Below are 17,062 nucleotides of genomic sequence, written 5' to 3' on the forward strand. Positions count from 1 at the left end.
ATGAGTGCAAAAAAAGGACTTAATCTGACTCTGAAAATTTGGAGACAGAAAAATAATAAATCAAAAGGTCAGTTCGAGGTTTACAAAGTATCTGATATTTCTACAGATTCATCATTCTTGGAAATGTTGGACATCCTGAACGAAAACCTAGTTAATGAAGGTAAAGAGCCTATCGCTTTCGACCACGACTGTCGTGAAGGGATCTGCGGAATGTGCTCTCTATACATCAACGGTAGAGCTCACGGACCGGATACCGGGATTACCACTTGCCAGTTGCACATGAGAATGTTCAAAGATGGCGAAACCATTACCATCGAACCTTGGAGATCTGCAGCATTCCCGGTTATTAAAGACTTGGTGGTGGACAGATCTGCTTTCGACAGAATTATGGCTGCCGGTGGTTTCGTTTCTGTGAATACTTCTGGAAATACTTTGGATGCCAACGCAATTCCTGTTCCGAAAGAAGATGCCGATAAAGCAATGGATGCCGCAGCATGTATCGGTTGTGGTGCTTGTGTTGCCACTTGTAAAAACGGTTCTGCAGCGCTATTTGTAGGTGCTAAAGTTTCTCAATACGCACTATTGCCTCAAGGTAAAGTAGAAGCGAAGAGAAGAGTACTGAACATGGTGAAGCAAATGGATGAAGAAGGTTTCGGAGCGTGTTCCAACACCGGAGCTTGTGAGGTGGAATGTCCTAAAGGAATTTCCCTAGAAAACATCGCAAGAATGAACAGAGAATATCTTTCTGCTTTTGTAGATAGAGGATAGTTTCTTTTTCAAAATAATTTTAGAACCTTTCGGAATTATCCGGAAGGTTTTTTTATCTTTAAACCAAAATGAAATCTAAAAATGGACATCAAAATCATTAAAAAAAATGAAATACAGCCCCAGATTTGGGAGGGAGGCAAGACTTTTCAGTATTTTATATTCCCCGAACAGTCCAGTTATACGGACAGAAATTTTGATTTTAGAATTTCCTCTGCGACCATAGAGAAGGTGCCTTCTGCATTCACGAGGTTTTCGGGTTATAAAAGATTTTTGGTGATGTTGGATGAAGATCTGAGTATCGAGAAGAATGGAAAACGAGAATATTATCTGGAACACGAAGTTTTTGATTTCGATTCTTCGGACGAGATTCAATCTTTTTCTTTGGGATCAGATTTCAATTTGATGGTGAAAAAACAACACCAGAAATCCAGCGTTTTGGTGGCTAAAACCTTTATCAGTACCAGTGATTTTATTTTTGTTTTCGCGTTGGTTGGAACGAGGATCAGTGTAGATAACCAACCATTTGCTTTAGAAACAGGAAATCTTTTGTTGGTGAAAAATAACTCTCGGGAAAGCATCATCTTAAGATCTGAAACTCCTGTAATTTTCGGAGAGATTCATTTTTAAATTGATAGGCTATTTTAGTATTGATGATGGTTATTGAAAGATTTTGATGTTTTATTTAAAATATTTTCAAAAAAGTTTAAATTTTATTTGCATATTGTTTTTTTTTGCTTTGTCTTGTTAATCCAGTTGCGCAAAAAAAAATTGACAAAAAAATTAAATTTAAACTTTAAAAAATTAACATTATGAAAAAATTAGCTTTAGGACTGTTACTAACGGTCGGTACAGCAACAAGTGTGTTTGCTGGAAAAATAGAGGAAAAAGAAGTAATTAAAAGTGTGTCTATGGAAAAGGACTGTATCACATATCAACTTAAATCTTCATGTAATCCAAATGTTACGGATTATGATACGATTTGTTATGGAGGAAACACGGGGATTACAATACAACAAGCACAACAATGCATGATTGAAAATATGGATATGTATCATGAAGCAGCTTGCAGAAAGGTCAAATCTGAACTGATACAAGACATTAATTAATAATTAATCCAAAAAGAACTATTATGAAGAAGATTCAAGTTTACTTATTATTCGCATTCGTACTGATATCTGGTGTTTTGTATTCACAAAAAATAGATAGTACTTATATGGTTTGTTATTACAAAATGACTTTTCAAAAAGATTCTACCAATCCAAATTCCAAGTACGAAGAACTCACCGTATTGAAAATAGGTAAAGAATCTTCTATTTTTAGGAGCTATGTAAAAGAGAAGAGTGACTCAATTATCGCAGATCAGGTCAAAAAAGTTTTTGAAAAGGGTTCTAGCGGAGGTATCGCAACATACGATGCAGGAGCAGTTCCTCAATACGATTTTAAACCCGAAGTGTACAGAAATGGGAATAAAATTACTGTTTTTGAGAGGGTAGGAATGGATCGCTTCGCTTTTGAATCTCAAGAAAATATTAAATGGAAATTGCTAAATGAGGAACGGAAAATCTCGAATTTTATTTGCAAAAAAGCCATTGGAAAATACCGCAATAGAACTATTATTGCTTGGTATACTAATGAAATGAATATACCGGAAGGACCTTATAATTTCAAGAATTTACCAGGTTTGATTATAGAATTGCAAGATGATAAAGATACGATTCATTTTACATTAGCCGGGTTGAAAAAAATGAAACTTCCCATTGAGCAGAAAATGAATGGTATTTACCTTACCACTTATGAAAAGTTTAAACGAAATAGAGAAGAGTTTGCAAAAGACCCTATATCTAAATTAGCAAATACACGAATGTTTAAGTTTCTTACTCATGAAGATCGAGAAAATTTGTCTAAATCTCTTAAAAGTGAAAACAACCATTTGGATTAACCCTCATCGTCATAATTATAATGTTGTGACGATTTTTTTAGGTTGAATTTTTAACCAAAAAAATCCTATATTTAACCTATAAATAAAAGGACTGTTCCATGGTTTCCATCATCAATTCCATACTCGACAACGATTTTTATAAAATCACCATGCAATGTGCAGTGGTCAAATGTTTCCCCAACGAGAGGGTGAGGTATCAATTCATCAACCGTGGGCATCATGTTTTTCCGGATGGTTTTGCCGAAAAATTGCAGGAAGCTGTAGCCGAAATGGCCAAGTTGAAAATGACCAATGAAGAAAAAAAATTCTTGCAAAAAACCTGTCCCTACTTGGATTTGCCTTACATCGATTTCTTGGAAGGTTACCGTTACGACCCGACAGAAGTGAACATTTCGCAACACGGATCCGAACTTTCGGTAGAGGTAGAAGGGCTTTGGTACAGGACCATCCTCTGGGAAGTGTCTTTGCTTTCGATCATCTCCGAAATTTATTACGATCTCACCCATCAACAACGATGCCTGGATCTGGAAGTGAAAAAAATAACGGAGAAAAAAGCCGAAATTATGGAAAAATTGGGCGTTACCTTTGCCGAATTTGGCACCAGAAGACGGCATTCCTACAAGGTTCAGGATTTGGTGCTCAGTGAGTTGAGCCAAGAGAAAAACCACTTTTTTATTGGAACTTCCAATGTTCATTTTGCCATGAAATACGGTGTGAAACCCATTGGTACTCATGCCCACGAATGGTTCATGTTTCATGCAGCCGTTTTTGGTTTCAAAATGGCCAATCAAATGGCGCTGGAAAATTGGGTCAATGTCTATCGCGGAGATCTGGGTGTGGCGCTTTCCGATACCTACACCTCGGAGGTTTTCTTTAAACAATTTGATAAAAAATTTGCAAAACTTTTTGACGGTGTCCGTCATGACAGCGGAGATCCTTTGAATTTCGCCGACCAGACCATTAGGCATTACCTTTCGCACGGCATCAATCCCATGCACAAATACATTATTTTTTCGGACGGACTCAACATTCAAAAAGTTCAGGACATCACAAAATATTGCCAAGATAAAATCGGAATTTCCTTCGGGATCGGTACGCATTTGACAAACGATGTGGGACTAAAACCCATGAACATTGTGATGAAAATGGTTGGGGTAGAGTCTCACAACGGCGGTTGCATCCCCACGGTAAAACTGTCCGATGAAAAAGAAAAATACACCGGAGATCCCAAAATGATAGAGCTTGCCAAAGTATTTTTAGGCATTAACAATTGATTTTTTAAAATGAATTTTCTGGCACATTCCTTCCTGTCCTTTTCCGACGAGCAAATCGTTGGACAGTTTCTCAACGATCATATCAAGAACAAAGATCGGTTGACCTTGCCAAAAGGGATTTTTCAAGGGGTCGTTTTGCACAGATCCATCGATTCATTTACCGATAGCCATCCGGAAATTTCTGAAGCCAAAAAGATTTTCGCGCCCTTGGTTAGGTTGTATTCCGGAGCTTTTGTCGATGTGGCAATGGATTATTTTTTAGCGAATGATCCTAAAATTTTTTCGCCTGAAGATTGGAAAAACCATGCGGAAAGGGTCTATGCAGTTTTGGAAAATTATTTGGATTTTTTTCCTGAAAACTTCAAAAACATTCTGGATAGGATGAAGTCCGACAATTGGCTGTACAATTACAGAGAAGATTGGGGAATTGAATTTAGCCTAAAAAATGTCTTGAACCGTGCGCGATACTTGGATCGAGGTCTTCCTGTTTTTAATGTTTTTTTAGAAAACAAACCTCAATTGAAAGAGCATTACGATGCTTTTTTTCCGGACTTACAAAAACACATTTTTGAGCTGAATGAAAGCTTCTAAAAATCCTTTGATAAAAAGGTTTTTGGATAGTTCAGTCTGTCGCTTTTTCTTTTCCCGTTCACGATAATGTGGATGATGTTCATCTGGTCATCGTATAAATTATAGATAAAATTGGTACTTACTTCTACTTTTTTTGGTGGGGTAGTTGTGCTGCTTTCCATGTAGATTTCCACACTTTCCTTGTCTTCTTCATAACCCAAGTAATTTAGGTTGATGTTTTTTTGGTTCGCTTTTATCTTTAATGCATTCAGGCAATAGTTTTTTAAAGCCTCGTTCATTTCTTTTTCGGTTTTTTTATTCTGAAACTGAAGGGGTTTACCGCTTTTTTCAGACACGGCATTTTCCAGGTCATCAATAAAAAAACGACCGGTGATCTCAAACGATTTCGATTTGTTGTTGTAGTTTATTTCCACAGACCCCACATGATACGGATGAGGTTGGAACGAAGTTAGCAAAAGACAGAAAAAACCAAAAATAACAATTTGAAGGAATCGGAACATGATGCGGTTATATAAAAAACAAAAATAATCATTATTTTCGTACCCGTTTAAGTAATCAGATCAATTTAAACTCGTATTTTCATCTAACATCTAACATCTATTTTATGCAAGATTTCCTCATGTTTCTTCGTTTGGGTTGGGAGCACATCATTTCTATGGATGCTTTGGATCATCAACTTTTTGTTTTGGTTTTGGTGGCAGTATATTCGTTCTCCGATCTCAAAAAAATATTGATTTTGGTAACGGCTTTCACCATTGGTCACTCCATAACTTTGGCGTTGAGTGTTACCGATCTGCTAAGAATTCCAAGCGATTGGGTCGAGTTTCTCATCCCGTTAACCATTGCACTGACCGCCCTAGACAACATCTTGATGCGAAACAAACAAAACCAATTGATGAAGCTTAATTATTATTTGGCACTGCTTTTCGGGTTGATCCATGGGATGGGTTTTGCAAACACGGCAAGAATGATGCTTGCTAAAGAGCAGAGTCTTTTTACTCCGCTTTTGGGCTTTAATATTGGATTGGAGTTGGGTCAGATTTTTGTGGTGGTGATCATCTTAATTGTACTTTTTGTATTGTTAACTATTTTTAGAGTCAATAAAAAAGATTGGATCATGTTTGTATCCTCCGGAGTTTTTGCCCTGGCTTTACAAATGTGTTTGGAAAGAATTCCAGCTTAATTCATTTGAAAGAGGTGTTTTTCCTATTTTAAATAGGTTTTTTGACTGTTTTAATTAAGATGAAAGAGTAGTAATTTTGGTTGTACAAAAACCAATGTTATGAAAACAACCTTATTTATTTATGCTTTTATGGTCTTGGGATTTTTATCTTCTTGTAGAAGTGATGATCCGACACCTGTGCCTGTTGTTTATCCTGAGGAAAATTCATTATCTGGTTTAATGACCTCAACGGGATTTGATCAAAAGAACACCGATATGGGAATTGTTGGTACTTATTTTGAGTACGGAATGGTATTTTCACCATCTTATAATGGAGTTTTGAAGTCTTTTGTTATTAATATTCCAAAAGCAGAATCCAATGTACGAATTACTTTGTGGGATACAACAACCATGACCATAGTTCATTCCTTGACAATAGCTTCGGTAGCCGCCAACACAACCACTTATGCTACACCGTCAGGACCCATTGCTTTGGCAAAAGATAAAAAATATACACTGACCATGAACACCTACTCCTATCATTATCGTGAACGGAACGATGGAGCTTCAATTACCTATCCTATTGCTGTTGGTAGTATCGTTTATCACAATTATGTTTGGGATTCTGGAAGTGCTCAAGTCTATCCGGCTTCTACGGCAAATTTCTATTACGCAGGAGATTTAAGTTTTATTTACCAAAGAACCAATTAGAGCTGTATTATAGAGAGCAAAGGCTGTTATCCCATGGGTTTAACAGCTTTTTTTATTGTTACTAAGCCAATATTTACTCATGAGATTTATCATAAATTGTGTAGTTTTGTTGTCTTAATATAATTTTATGAAAATAGCCAATCTGTTAGCAACAGTAATGTTTGTCTATTGCGGAGCGCAAAATATTCAGAACAATCCAGGGAGTAACCATGGAAATAAATTTGAACAATTGGGAATTATATTACCCACCCCAAATGTTTATCGCTCGGCTTCTGGAGCACCTGGACAAGGGTATTGGCAAAATAGAGCCGATTATTCCATAAAAGCCTATTTGGATGAAGATAAAAAAATACTGAAAGGCTCAGAAACCATAACTTATTACAACAATTCACCGGATAATTTGGATTATCTTTGGCTGCAATTGGATGAAAACCAACAGTCCAATGTTAAAAATGCCGATTTCGGTTTTTCTTCTTATCTACCAAAAGAATCCAATGTCGAAAAACTTAATGTTTCTCAGCTTCCTGCAAAAGATAACGGCTATGGAGTTAACTTGCACAAAGTCGTAGATGCCAATGGTAACAAATTGCCTTTTGTGGTCAACAAAACCATGATGAGAATTGATCTTCCAAAGTCTTTGAAGAAAGGAGATAAATATGTATTTTCTATCGATTGGAGTTATAACATCCCCAACCGTATCGAAAAAGGAGGTCGTGGAGGCTATGAACATTTTGCTGAAGATGGCAACGATCTTTTTACCATAACCCAATGGTATCCAAGGATGTGTGTGTACAGTGATTTTCAAGGTTGGCAAAATCATCAGTTTACAGGTAGGGGAGAGTTTGCTTTGGCTTTTGGAGATTTCAAGGTTGAGATGGATGTTCCTGCAGATCATTTGGTGGCCGGAACAGGGGTTTGTAAAAATTATTCGGAAGTGCTTTCTGCGGCTCAATATTCAAGATATCAGCAAGCTGAAAAATCTTCTGAACCATTGGAGATCGTAACCTTAGAAGAAGCGAATAAAGCCGAAAAATCCAAATCCAAATCCAGAAAAATATGGAAATTCGAAGCAGATGAGGTTAGAGATTTTGCATGGACTTCCTCCAGAAAATATATTTGGGATGCGATGAAGGTTGTAATCCCTGAAAACAACAATCAGGTGATGGCAATGAGTCTTTATCCAAAAGAAGCTTACGGTTTGTACAGGAAATTCTCCACTAAAGCTGTGGCACATACCATAAAAACCTATTCGGAATTTACCATTCCATATCCGTATCCTGTAGCGCAATCTATAGAAGCTGCCAACGGAATGGAGTATCCCATGATTTGTTTTAATTATGGTCGAACGGAGAAAGACGGAACCTATTCCGAAGCCATAAAAAACGGAATGATCGGAGTGATTATCCACGAAGTAGGACATAATTTTTTCCCGATGATCATCAATTCCGACGAGAGACAATGGTCGTGGATGGACGAAGGCCTCAATACTTTTGTACAATTTCTCACCGAATACACTTGGGATCCAGAATTTCCGTCAAGAAGAGGTCCGGCTTGGGCCATTGTCGATTACATGAAACTTCCAAAAGATCAGTTGGAACCCATCATGAGCAACTCAGAAAACTTAGCACAATTTGGTCCCAATGCCTATGCAAAACCGGCTACAGGACTTAATATCCTTCGGGAAACCATCATGGGCAGAGAATTGTTCGATTCTGCATTTAAGACTTATGCCAAACGATGGGCTTTCAGACATCCAGAACCGGCAGATTTTTTCAGAACCATGGAAGATGCCAGCGGCGAAGACTTGGATTGGTTCTGGAGAGGTTGGTTTTTCGGTACCGATCCGGTCGATATTTCTATCGATAAAGTAAGCGTAGCAACACCGGATTTGGCAACCGTACCAAGGGAGGCTAGAACGATAAAATATAAAGTAGAAGGGCCACAGAGAAACAATTTCGAGGACATTTCTAAAAAAAGAAATTTGGCCGATAAAAATCTCAAATATTATGTAGATGAAAATAAAGATCTTCAAGATTTTTACTATCAATACATGAGAGGCCAGAAAAAAGTAGATGCCAACAAAGAGTATTCTTTTGAAACGGAAGCTTCTTCTCCATTGACCAAAGCAGATCAAAAAAAGTTTGAAAACATTCGTGCTTATCAGATAGACTTCACCAACAAAGGAGGGATGGTAATGCCAATTATTTTGGAATTTACTTTTGACGACGGTTCAAAACTTTATGACAAATCGTCGGCACAAATCTGGAGACACAACGAGCAGAAAGTTTCTAAAACCTATGTTTTCGATAAAAAGCTGAAATCGGTGCAGTTGGATCCCATGAGGGAGACCGCAGATATTGATATCAATAATAATTTTTGGTCCAATGATGGATTGGACGAAGCCAACGCTTCGAAATTCAAACTCTTTAAGCAAAAGCAACAAAATGCTGCAAGAGGAGCTTCCAACGGAAAAATTAATCCTATGCAAGCTGGGAAATAGTAAAGATAAAACCGCTACTTTTTGATAGCGGTTTTATTATTATTAGTGGCTTAGTTCTTGAATCAGTCTTTTAAACAAAATGCTTGATTAAGGTGTATTGGGCTTAGCATATATGCGCTATCAACAACTGTTTTCATCTCCATCACCAATGTAATATTTCCACAATTTTTGGTTGTAGATGTGATGACTTTAAAATCACCATTAGTAACATTGGTGGTTCTCACGATCGATGTGGATTCTGACGGATTAATTATTTGTGGGGCTCCATCCAATTTGAGCTCAGTAAATGTTCCTCCTGATATACCTAATGTATATTTGTACATGAAATTGTCCACTGCAGAGAATTTTCCTAAAATAGGATCTCCTTTTTTGAAGTGTACACACTCACCTTCGTCATTAATTTTCAATGAAATTGAAGGTATTGTATTGTCCATTTGAATTATTTGTGAGTCCAAACTTCCATCTTCATGTTCAATGACAATATTCAATCGATCGCTGGATCCTGGTGAGAATAATGCCAATTGACTGGTAATGTTTAGGTTGTATGGTTGATAGGTGTAATAATGTGTTGTTGGATCTGGATTGATTACAGAATGAACAATATTGCCAGAGGCATCATAGCCTATAAGGTTCAGAGGATCATTGATATAATTAAATGAACCATTGGTCATGTTGATAACTTTTATTCTGTACTTCATTCCTGTAAATGGTGCAGAAACACCATGAATGGCAATTTTACCCATAAATCGGCTTCCGCTGATCACTGGATTTTGGTTGATTTCAAATTTAGCTGAAGGTAGTGTGAGTCCAGTTACGCTGTCGATATTGTCTGCAGAGATACCACCTACAAGGATAAGTTTAGGATTCTTGCCGATCCAATTTTTAGGAGAAAGTTGAATGTACGATTCTTTAAAGTTTCCCCAATATGGAGTGTCTAAACCTGTAGGTTCCACATTCCATGATAATACAGCTCTTACTTTCACTACTTTTGGATTTTGACAAACTTGCTTAAAGCTTGAAAAATCATAGGGTAAAATGGCAGAATAATTCAGCCCTTTGTGATCGGGAATGTCATGCAGGTTCACTATAGAAGTGCCAATTTTTTTCCAAGTACAATGGGTAAGTTCATCCTGAATCCAAAAGGTTACATATTCTTTACTACCATTGCTACAAAGATTTCCTCCATAACCAAAATTTTTCTTGGCTGTAAATGTAGCAATCAAAGCTTCATTATGATAGTCCAAAGCAACACAGCCTATTTCTTCGTAGGAAGTATTGCCTTTTGATGCCAGAAGATCAGTTAAGGCTTTTGTATAATCCAATTTGTTTTCTGAAAATACCAAAGAAGAATTTTTGATCAAATTGACATCTTTTGTGAAAATTGCTTCTACCAAAAATTTGAAACCAGCTCGTTGGGGTTCTACATTTGCTTTCGCAGTTTTGTACTCCGATATGAGTTGACTAAAACTGGTTTTGTTTGCTGTTAATAAGGCATTGGCTTCTTTAAGGCTTTTGGTTGCGAGTGGATTGTTTGCTACCAAAGTTTTCAATGGAATGGTTGGGTTTAAAATGGATTTTTCAAGTATCGCTGTAATGTTCGGATTGATGGTTATCAATTTTATAGGTTTAATTTGAATTTGAGCTTCCTTAACATTGCCCCAAACATATCCAGGTTGTGCCAAATTAGGATCGTTTGCAGGAGGTATCGTTTGCCAAAGTAAGACCGCTTTCATTTTTGGTAAAAATGGTTTGGCGCAGCCTTGGTTTTTTGGGTTGATTTTTAAGCGAACTGCAAACTCAATAGGTTTCTCTATTTTTTTATCACAATCATTGGTGTCCAAGATATCGTGTACATTTACACCAATATATCCTTGATCTTGGTATCCTCCACCAAAGTCAACATAGAATCTAACATATTCTATAGATCCCTTGGTGCATAGGTTTCCACTATATCCTGATGATTTTTTAATTTTAATAATGGCTGTTAGTTCTTCAGAATTAGGATTGTAGCCTATGCAACTCAGTTCTTCATAATCTGTATTGAATTTTTGTTCGAAAAATGCAATAGGAGTTAAAAGATTTAGTTTAGTCTTGGATGCAATATTGGCCATAAACATTGGCGTCTCAATTCTTGCATCAATCAATTGTTTTTCGTTTAGTTTAGTTGGCATTGTGTTTTTCTTTTAAATGTTATGCTTGATTTGTATGTGTTTTAGCGCTCACATTTTATTTCGAGAAACAAAGGTAGTGGATTTAGAAAGGGTATAAAAAGTGTTTTTAACGGTTTTGATATCGTGAAATCACCCATTGTTAGGATTGTTTTTTTGGTATAAAAGTGAAGAAGAAATATGAAAAACTGCCAAAATTTCACTTTTGCATTTTGTTTTTCTGCCAAATAGTGTAGTAGTTTGGGACTTATTTTTATGGCATGGATTTAGAGAATTACTGCACAGAAAATTTAATTTAACAAAAAAAAGAATAAATATGTCAGTAAATTTTAAACCATTAGCAGATAGAGTGTTGGTAGAGCCTGTAGCTGCAGAAACGAAAACCGCTTCTGGAATCATCATTCCGGATACTGCAAAAGAAAAACCACAAGAAGGGATTGTTGTTGCGGTGGGTCCTGGTAAAAAAGACGAACCAACGACTGTGAAAGTAGGCGATAAAGTGCTTTATGGTAAATATGCAGGTTCTGAATTGAAACTCGAAGGTAAAGATTATCTGATTGTGAAAGAAGGAGACCTACTAGGAATTTTGGGATAAAATTGTACCGTGTACAAAGTGAAATGTACATTGTATTTAAGGAAAATTAAAATTTAATATAAAAAGTACTTTGTACATGATACATCGTACATTAATACAATAAAAAAATGGCAAAAGAAATAAAATTCGATATTGAATCTAGAGATGCCCTAAAAAGAGGGGTAGATGCATTGGCAAATGCTGTAAAAGTAACTTTGGGACCTAAAGGTAGAAATGTAGTCATCGAAAAATCTTTTGGTGCTCCGCATGTTACCAAAGACGGAGTTTCTGTAGCAAAAGAAATTGAGCTGGAAGACAAAGTGGAAAACATGGGCGCCCAAATGGTGAAAGAGGTTGCTTCTAAAACCAACGACATCGCCGGTGACGGTACAACTACCGCTACGGTTTTGGCTCAAGCCATCGTAAGAGAGGGACTGAAAAATGTTGCTGCAGGTGCCAATCCAATGGATCTGAAAAGAGGAATTGACAAAGCGGTTACGGCTGTGGTTTCTAACTTGAAATCACAATCTCAATCCGTAGGCGATTCTTCTGAAAAAATTAAACAAGTAGCGTCCATCTCTGCCAACAACGATGATACCATCGGTACTTTGATCGCTGAAGCTTTTGGGAAAGTAGGCAAAGAAGGGGTAATTACTGTTGAAGAAGCCAAAGGTACAGACACTACTGTTGATGTGGTGGAAGGTATGCAATTCGACAGAGGTTACCAATCTCCTTATTTCGTGACCAATCCTGAGAAAATGGTGGCCGATTTGGAAAATCCATACATCCTTTTGGTGGAGAAAAAAATCTCTTCCATGAAAGAATTGCTTCCGGTTCTTGAGCCTGTTGCACAACAAGGTAAAGCTTTACTCATCATCTCTGAAGAGGTTGAAGGTGAAGCGTTGGCAACTTTGGTGGTAAATAAATTGAGAGGTTCTCTAAAAATTGCTGCTGTAAAAGCGCCTGGTTTTGGCGACAGAAGAAAAGCCATGTTAGAGGATATTGCAATTCTAACAGGGGGTACAGTAATTTCAGAAGAAAGAGGATTTACCATGGAAAATGCAACCATCGATATGTTGGGTAGAGCCGAAAAAATCTCCATTGACAAAGACAATACAACCATTGTAAACGGTGCTGGAAACGAAACCGAAATCAAAGGTCGTGTAGCTCAAATTAAAGCTCAAATGGAAGCGTCAACTTCCGATTATGATAAAGAAAAACTTCAGGAAAGATTGGCTAAAATGGCCGGTGGTGTTGCGGTACTTTATGTAGGTGCAGCGTCTGAAGTGGAAATGAAAGAGAAAAAAGACCGTGTTGATGATGCCCTACATGCAACAAGAGCTGCTGTAGAAGAAGGTATTGTTGCTGGTGGAGGTGTAGCTTTGGTTAGATCCATCGCATCTTTGGATAGCCTAAACGGTGAAAACCAAGACGAAACGACCGGTATCAAAATCGTGAAAAGAGCAATTGAAGAGCCGTTAAGACAAATTGTTGCCAACGCAGGTGGCGAAGGTTCTGTAATCGTTGCTAAAGTAGCAGAAGGATCTGCCGATTTCGGTTACAATGCAAAAACCGACGAGTATGTAAACATGCTGGAAGCGGGTATTATCGACCCAACAAAAGTAACCCGAGTAGCTTTGGAAAACGCAGCTTCTGTTGCCGGGATGTTGCTTACAACGGAATGTGTGATTACCGAACTTCCAAAACCTGAGGCTGCTATGCCACCAATGGGTGGAGGTATGCCGGGGATGATGTAAAATATACCTCAAAAACAAAATAAAAAATCCGTTCTGTAACAACGGAGCGGATTTTTACCCACTTAAAAAATTTCAAAACCAATTATAAAATAATTAAAATGAGCATCGAAAACAATCATGTAGTGACCCTACACTACACTTTGAATACCGTAAACGAAAACGGAGAAAAAACCTTTATCGAAGAAACTAAAAAAGAACAACCTCTTACCTTTTTATACGGTGTGGGAATGATGTTGCCAAAATTTGAAACCGAAATAAACGGAATGGCAGCAGGTGAAAAAAAATCATTCACCGTTTCTCCAGCGGAAGGCTATGGCGAAAGAGTAGAAAACGCATTTACACAATTGCCGGTAGAAATGTTCGAACAATCCGGAATGCCACCGGTAGGGGTAATCTTGCCTTTGCAAGACCAAAACGGAAACCATGTTTCGGCAACTGTTTTGGAGGTGACGGACGCTGCAGTTACTGTAGATCTTAACCACCCAATGGCGGGTAAAACCCTTAATTTCGACATCGAAATCGTAGATCATAGACCGGCAACAGAGGAAGAACTTTCTCACGGTCATGCTCACGGAATTGATGGTCAATCGGGACACTAATTATCGCTTAATCACATTTAAAATCTGCATAAAATTTAATTTTTATGCAGATTTTTTTTATTTTATTCGGGTTATGAAATGCTTTATTCCAGCTTCATAAAGTACAAATCAATTCCGTTAGCCCAAAAATCTTTTTTTATTTCTAAGAGCTTGAATCCTTGTTTTTCATAAAATTTATATGCAAACTGAGAAGTTCTCACTGTAATTTGTTCAAGGGTATTTATAGACTTCAGCAATTGTATTCTATGGTCTAACAATTGTTTTCCCAACCCTTTTCCATGGTAATCCACTTGGATGAAGTCCCAACTTATTTTGCCAATCTTCATATCTGAAGAGAAGTTGATGCCGCCAGCACCTATTATTTTATCATCTTGTTCTATTACAAAATATTTTTCAATTTTATTGTCGAGATATTCTTTATAGTCCTCAATTTCGGTTTCGTCAAAATACTGTGGTACATTGCTTTTTAAAATGTTGATCAGGATTTCTTTATCATGAATTGTGTATTCCCGAATGAGTGCGCGGTCTTTCATAGATTTTTTAGTGTAATTTTTTTCAGAATACCGTTGTCGGATTCTAGTGGTTTTCGGTATAATTTTTAAAATTGTTCAATATGGCTTGCCAACCTTGTTGTTGTAATTCAAGACTATTTTCAGCTTCCGGGTCGAAAAGTATTTCTACAAATGTTTCAGCCCCTTGTTCTTTAAAAGTAACTGTTGCATGTCTACCACCAAACTCATACGAAAAATTTTGTTTGGGATTTACCGCTGTGTAAACCGCTTCAAAATCGAACCCAAAACTACCATCTTTGGCTTCCATTCTTGACTTATAAATACCTCCAATTTTCATATCATTTTCTGCAATTGGGCAGTGCCAGCTTGGATCGGCAAAGTTCCAATTGACTATATGTTTCGGACTGTTGTAATAGTCCCAAACCTTATCCAATCCTGCTTTTATATGGGTTTGAACTTTGATTTTATTTTCCATCTTTTTTTATTTTAGTTTGAAACCTGACCTTTGCAGTTTGGATTGTAATCTATCATCCATTCTATGCCGTATTGATCTCTAAACATTCCGAAATACGAACCCCAAGGGCTATCATCCATTGGGCATTCTATAGCACCACCGGCGGAAAGTCCGTTGAATAATCGATCGGCTTCTTCTTTACTTTCAGTAGCAAGAGAAAGTTTGCTTCGATTTTCATTTTCATTGACTGTTCCCATGAATGTAGGAACATCGTTGCCCATGAGTACATTGTGTTTTCCGATAGGCAAAGCAATGTGCATAATTTTGTCTGCTTCTTCTGGATTGCTGGGCATATCCGGATTACTGGGTAAATCTTTGAAACGAACCAGAACGGCAAATTCGCCACCAAAAACAGATTTGTAAAAATTAAATGCTTCTTCGGCATTGCCGTTGAAGTTGATGTGTGGATTGATTAAAGGCATTGTTCTATTTTTTATAGTTAATGAATATTAAGCATCCGGGATATTGGGTTCTACCAATTTTTTTAGCTTGTCTAAACACTCTTGCCAACCTAAATAGCAGAACGCAACAGGGATAGCATCAGGAATATTTTCTTGAAGAATATTAATTTCAGTTCCACAAATGACGGGATTAAAGGTTATAGTGGTGATCATTTGACCGGGAAGATTGGGATCATCAAACTGGTCAACAAATTTTATGATTTTATACTTCTCGATTTCCAAATACTCCCCATGAAATGGTTGCTTACTCCCTGTAGAGAAATTGGTGAAAGCCATTCTGAATTTTCCTCCCACTTTAAAATCCATTTCTTGTATCGTACAAATAAATCCATAAGGAGGATACCATGCAGCTAAAGCATCGGCATTACTAAATGCTTTAAAAACTTTTTCTACTGGAGAGAGAAACACTCGATGCAACTGAACTTGATTTTTCATTTTTTCATTTTTTTATTTCCGCAAAATTTTTTCCATTTTTCTTCCTTTTGCCAATTCATCAACAAGTTTGTCCAAATATCTGGCTTTTCGGGTAAGTGGATTTTCTATTTCTTCTATTCTGTATCCGCAAATGGTTCCGGTGATTAATGAGGCATTAGGATTCAATTGAGCATGGTCAAAAAAAGATTGAAATGTAAGTTTTTCATCAATCAATTCTTGAATTTTTGTGGCGTTAAACCCCGTGAGCCATTCTATCACTTCGTGCAATTCCTCAACCGTTCTGCCCTTTTTTTCTACTTTGCTTACATAATGTGGATAGACCGATGCAAAGGTCATCTTGGCAATTCTTTCGTTATGTTCCGGTGTTGTTTTCATTTTCTTTGTCGAGGTTTATTTTTTCTAATTTTCCTTTCCTCTTTACCAAATTTTTATAATCCCACTGTATGTTTTTGGATTTCTCTAACCAGCGTTGGAGTTCCTGCTCATCAATTTCATTACTATTGTTGTAGAAGATTGAGGCATCTTTAAATTTACCTGTACCCATTTTCAATTTTTCTTCTTCGAAATCTGCTCCACTCCAAAACATCAATCTGATCCCTGCTTTTTGTTTGCTATATCCCACGATAGGATTACCATTTATAAACCATACCGGGTGGGCATGCCAGATTTTAAAATCAGCCATGGTTAAGTTTTGCCGGATGATACGCTCCAATAAATTACAAAGAATTTGGTCATCATCAGATAAGTTTTCTACATAAGATTTTAGGGTACTGGACATTGGTCTAAATTTTTGAACCATTTTGCATTTTTGGGATTTCTGTGTGGGCAACCCGGCCAACAGCAAGGTTTCTTTTTGCCATCTTTCAAATCTGCTACCATTCTTTCCAGATGTTCTTCTCTGGTTTCTTGTTTTTTTACAAGGCTTACCCAACAAATCCATTCATTGCGTTGTATGGGTGTGAGCGTATTCCAAAGTTCGACTAAGGACTGGTCTTGCGAGAGCATTTCCTCAATATCTTTGGGTATTTCATGAAAAATACTTGGGGAAAGAGATCGGTTCATGATGATATATTTAATCAAAATTACTAATTAATTGC

At 37.1% G+C, this 17,062-nt stretch carries 21 protein-coding genes; 12 read left to right on the plus strand and 9 right to left on the minus strand.

Annotation, left to right across the window (positions count from 1 at the left end; all coding sequences use genetic code 11):
- From H9Q20_RS07970 to H9Q20_RS07995, 6 genes are all read left to right on the plus strand, one after another.
- Positions 1-768 carry a succinate dehydrogenase/fumarate reductase iron-sulfur subunit gene (locus H9Q20_RS07970; RefSeq protein WP_124640754.1) on the plus strand — a complete coding sequence of 256 codons (768 nt, stop codon included), beginning with the start codon at positions 1-3 and terminating at the stop codon, positions 766-768.
- A gap of 81 nt (positions 769-849) precedes the next feature.
- The gene (locus H9Q20_RS07975; RefSeq protein ID WP_187477455.1) at positions 850-1,395 is read left to right on the plus strand and encodes a HutD family protein; all 546 of its coding nucleotides are present in this window, start codon (positions 850-852) and stop codon (positions 1,393-1,395) included.
- Positions 1,396-1,577: 182 nt separating this feature from the next.
- Complete coding sequence (locus tag H9Q20_RS07980) at positions 1,578-1,874, plus strand: hypothetical protein (RefSeq protein WP_187477456.1); 297 nt, start codon at positions 1,578-1,580, stop codon at positions 1,872-1,874.
- 23 nt (positions 1,875-1,897) lie between these two features.
- Positions 1,898-2,707 (plus strand): GLPGLI family protein, encoded by an 810-nt coding sequence (locus tag H9Q20_RS07985; protein WP_187477457.1) that lies wholly within the window; start codon positions 1,898-1,900, stop codon positions 2,705-2,707.
- 98 nt (positions 2,708-2,805) lie between these two features.
- The gene (pncB, locus tag H9Q20_RS07990; RefSeq protein WP_187477458.1) at positions 2,806-3,981 is read left to right on the plus strand and encodes a nicotinate phosphoribosyltransferase; all 1,176 of its coding nucleotides are present in this window, start codon (positions 2,806-2,808) and stop codon (positions 3,979-3,981) included.
- Positions 3,982-3,990: 9 nt separating this feature from the next.
- Positions 3,991-4,572, plus strand: coding sequence for an ACP phosphodiesterase (locus tag H9Q20_RS07995; protein WP_124640908.1), 582 nt, complete (start codon positions 3,991-3,993; stop codon positions 4,570-4,572).
- On the opposite strand, the gene H9Q20_RS08000 is transcribed toward H9Q20_RS07995, so the two are convergent.
- Positions 4,569-5,072, minus strand: coding sequence for a DUF6702 family protein (locus H9Q20_RS08000; RefSeq protein ID WP_187477459.1), 504 nt, complete (start codon positions 5,070-5,072; stop codon positions 4,569-4,571). The two genes, H9Q20_RS07995 and H9Q20_RS08000, sit on opposite strands and share 4 nt — an antisense overlap.
- Before the next feature lie 104 nt (positions 5,073-5,176).
- Here H9Q20_RS08000 and H9Q20_RS08005 point away from each other — a divergent pair, with 104 nt between their 5' ends.
- The 3 genes from H9Q20_RS08005 (at position 5,177) to H9Q20_RS08015 (ending at position 8,945) form a co-directional block, all read left to right on the plus strand.
- The gene (locus H9Q20_RS08005; RefSeq protein WP_124640912.1) at positions 5,177-5,755 is read left to right on the plus strand and encodes a HupE/UreJ family protein; all 579 of its coding nucleotides are present in this window, start codon (positions 5,177-5,179) and stop codon (positions 5,753-5,755) included.
- Positions 5,756-5,854: 99 nt separating this feature from the next.
- On the plus strand, positions 5,855-6,445 hold the full coding sequence (locus tag H9Q20_RS08010) for a DUF4082 domain-containing protein (protein WP_187477460.1): 591 nt from the start codon (positions 5,855-5,857) through the stop codon (positions 6,443-6,445).
- A gap of 127 nt (positions 6,446-6,572) precedes the next feature.
- The gene (locus tag H9Q20_RS08015) at positions 6,573-8,945 is read left to right on the plus strand and encodes a M1 family metallopeptidase (RefSeq protein ID WP_187477461.1); all 2,373 of its coding nucleotides are present in this window, start codon (positions 6,573-6,575) and stop codon (positions 8,943-8,945) included.
- A gap of 62 nt (positions 8,946-9,007) precedes the next feature.
- Here the strand turns inward: H9Q20_RS08015 and H9Q20_RS08020 are convergent, their stop codons facing one another.
- Positions 9,008-11,116, minus strand: a complete 2,109-nt coding sequence (locus tag H9Q20_RS08020) for a hypothetical protein (RefSeq protein WP_187477462.1) — start codon at positions 11,114-11,116, stop codon at positions 9,008-9,010.
- Positions 11,117-11,429: 313 nt separating this feature from the next.
- On the opposite strand from H9Q20_RS08020, the gene groES reads away from it, so the two are divergent.
- From groES to H9Q20_RS08035, 3 genes are all read left to right on the plus strand, one after another.
- Positions 11,430-11,708 (plus strand): co-chaperone GroES, encoded by a 279-nt coding sequence (gene groES / locus H9Q20_RS08025; RefSeq protein ID WP_124640920.1) that lies wholly within the window; start codon positions 11,430-11,432, stop codon positions 11,706-11,708.
- A 107-nt stretch (positions 11,709-11,815) separates the two neighbouring features.
- Complete coding sequence (groL, locus tag H9Q20_RS08030; RefSeq protein ID WP_124640922.1) at positions 11,816-13,444, plus strand: chaperonin GroEL; 1,629 nt, start codon at positions 11,816-11,818, stop codon at positions 13,442-13,444.
- A gap of 98 nt (positions 13,445-13,542) precedes the next feature.
- Complete coding sequence (locus tag H9Q20_RS08035) at positions 13,543-14,043, plus strand: peptidylprolyl isomerase (protein ID WP_124640924.1); 501 nt, start codon at positions 13,543-13,545, stop codon at positions 14,041-14,043.
- Positions 14,044-14,126: 83 nt separating this feature from the next.
- Here H9Q20_RS08035 and H9Q20_RS08040 read toward each other — a convergent pair whose 3' ends face one another.
- The 7 genes from H9Q20_RS08040 to H9Q20_RS08070 are packed head-to-tail and all read right to left on the minus strand — an operon-like array spanning position 14,127 to position 17,027.
- Positions 14,127-14,576: a GNAT family N-acetyltransferase gene (locus tag H9Q20_RS08040; RefSeq protein ID WP_187477463.1), complete on the minus strand. Its 450-nt coding sequence runs from the start codon at positions 14,574-14,576 to the stop codon at positions 14,127-14,129.
- 43 nt (positions 14,577-14,619) lie between these two features.
- Complete coding sequence (locus H9Q20_RS08045; protein ID WP_124640928.1) at positions 14,620-15,030, minus strand: SRPBCC domain-containing protein; 411 nt, start codon at positions 15,028-15,030, stop codon at positions 14,620-14,622.
- Between the two features lie 11 nt (positions 15,031-15,041).
- Positions 15,042-15,491, minus strand: a complete 450-nt coding sequence (locus tag H9Q20_RS08050; protein WP_124640930.1) for a VOC family protein — start codon at positions 15,489-15,491, stop codon at positions 15,042-15,044.
- Between the two features lie 27 nt (positions 15,492-15,518).
- Entirely contained in the window at positions 15,519-15,965 is a 447-nt protein-coding gene (locus H9Q20_RS08055) for an SRPBCC family protein (RefSeq protein ID WP_124640932.1), read from the minus strand.
- A 12-nt stretch (positions 15,966-15,977) separates the two neighbouring features.
- Positions 15,978-16,340, minus strand: coding sequence for a DUF2200 domain-containing protein (locus H9Q20_RS08060; RefSeq protein ID WP_124640934.1), 363 nt, complete (start codon positions 16,338-16,340; stop codon positions 15,978-15,980).
- A complete protein-coding gene (locus H9Q20_RS08065; RefSeq protein ID WP_187477464.1) occupies positions 16,318-16,743 on the minus strand; it encodes a DUF1801 domain-containing protein in 426 nt (141 codons plus the stop codon). The genes H9Q20_RS08060 and H9Q20_RS08065 overlap by 23 nt, the downstream gene beginning before the upstream one ends.
- Positions 16,728-17,027 (minus strand): YdeI/OmpD-associated family protein, encoded by a 300-nt coding sequence (locus H9Q20_RS08070; protein ID WP_187477465.1) that lies wholly within the window; start codon positions 17,025-17,027, stop codon positions 16,728-16,730. Before H9Q20_RS08070 ends, H9Q20_RS08065 begins: the two co-directional genes overlap by 16 nt.
- Positions 17,028-17,062 lie beyond the last annotated feature (35 nt).

This window comes from Amniculibacterium sp. G2-70, from assembly GCF_014353055.1.
GTDB lineage: Bacteria > Bacteroidota > Bacteroidia > Flavobacteriales > Weeksellaceae > Amniculibacterium > Amniculibacterium aquaticum.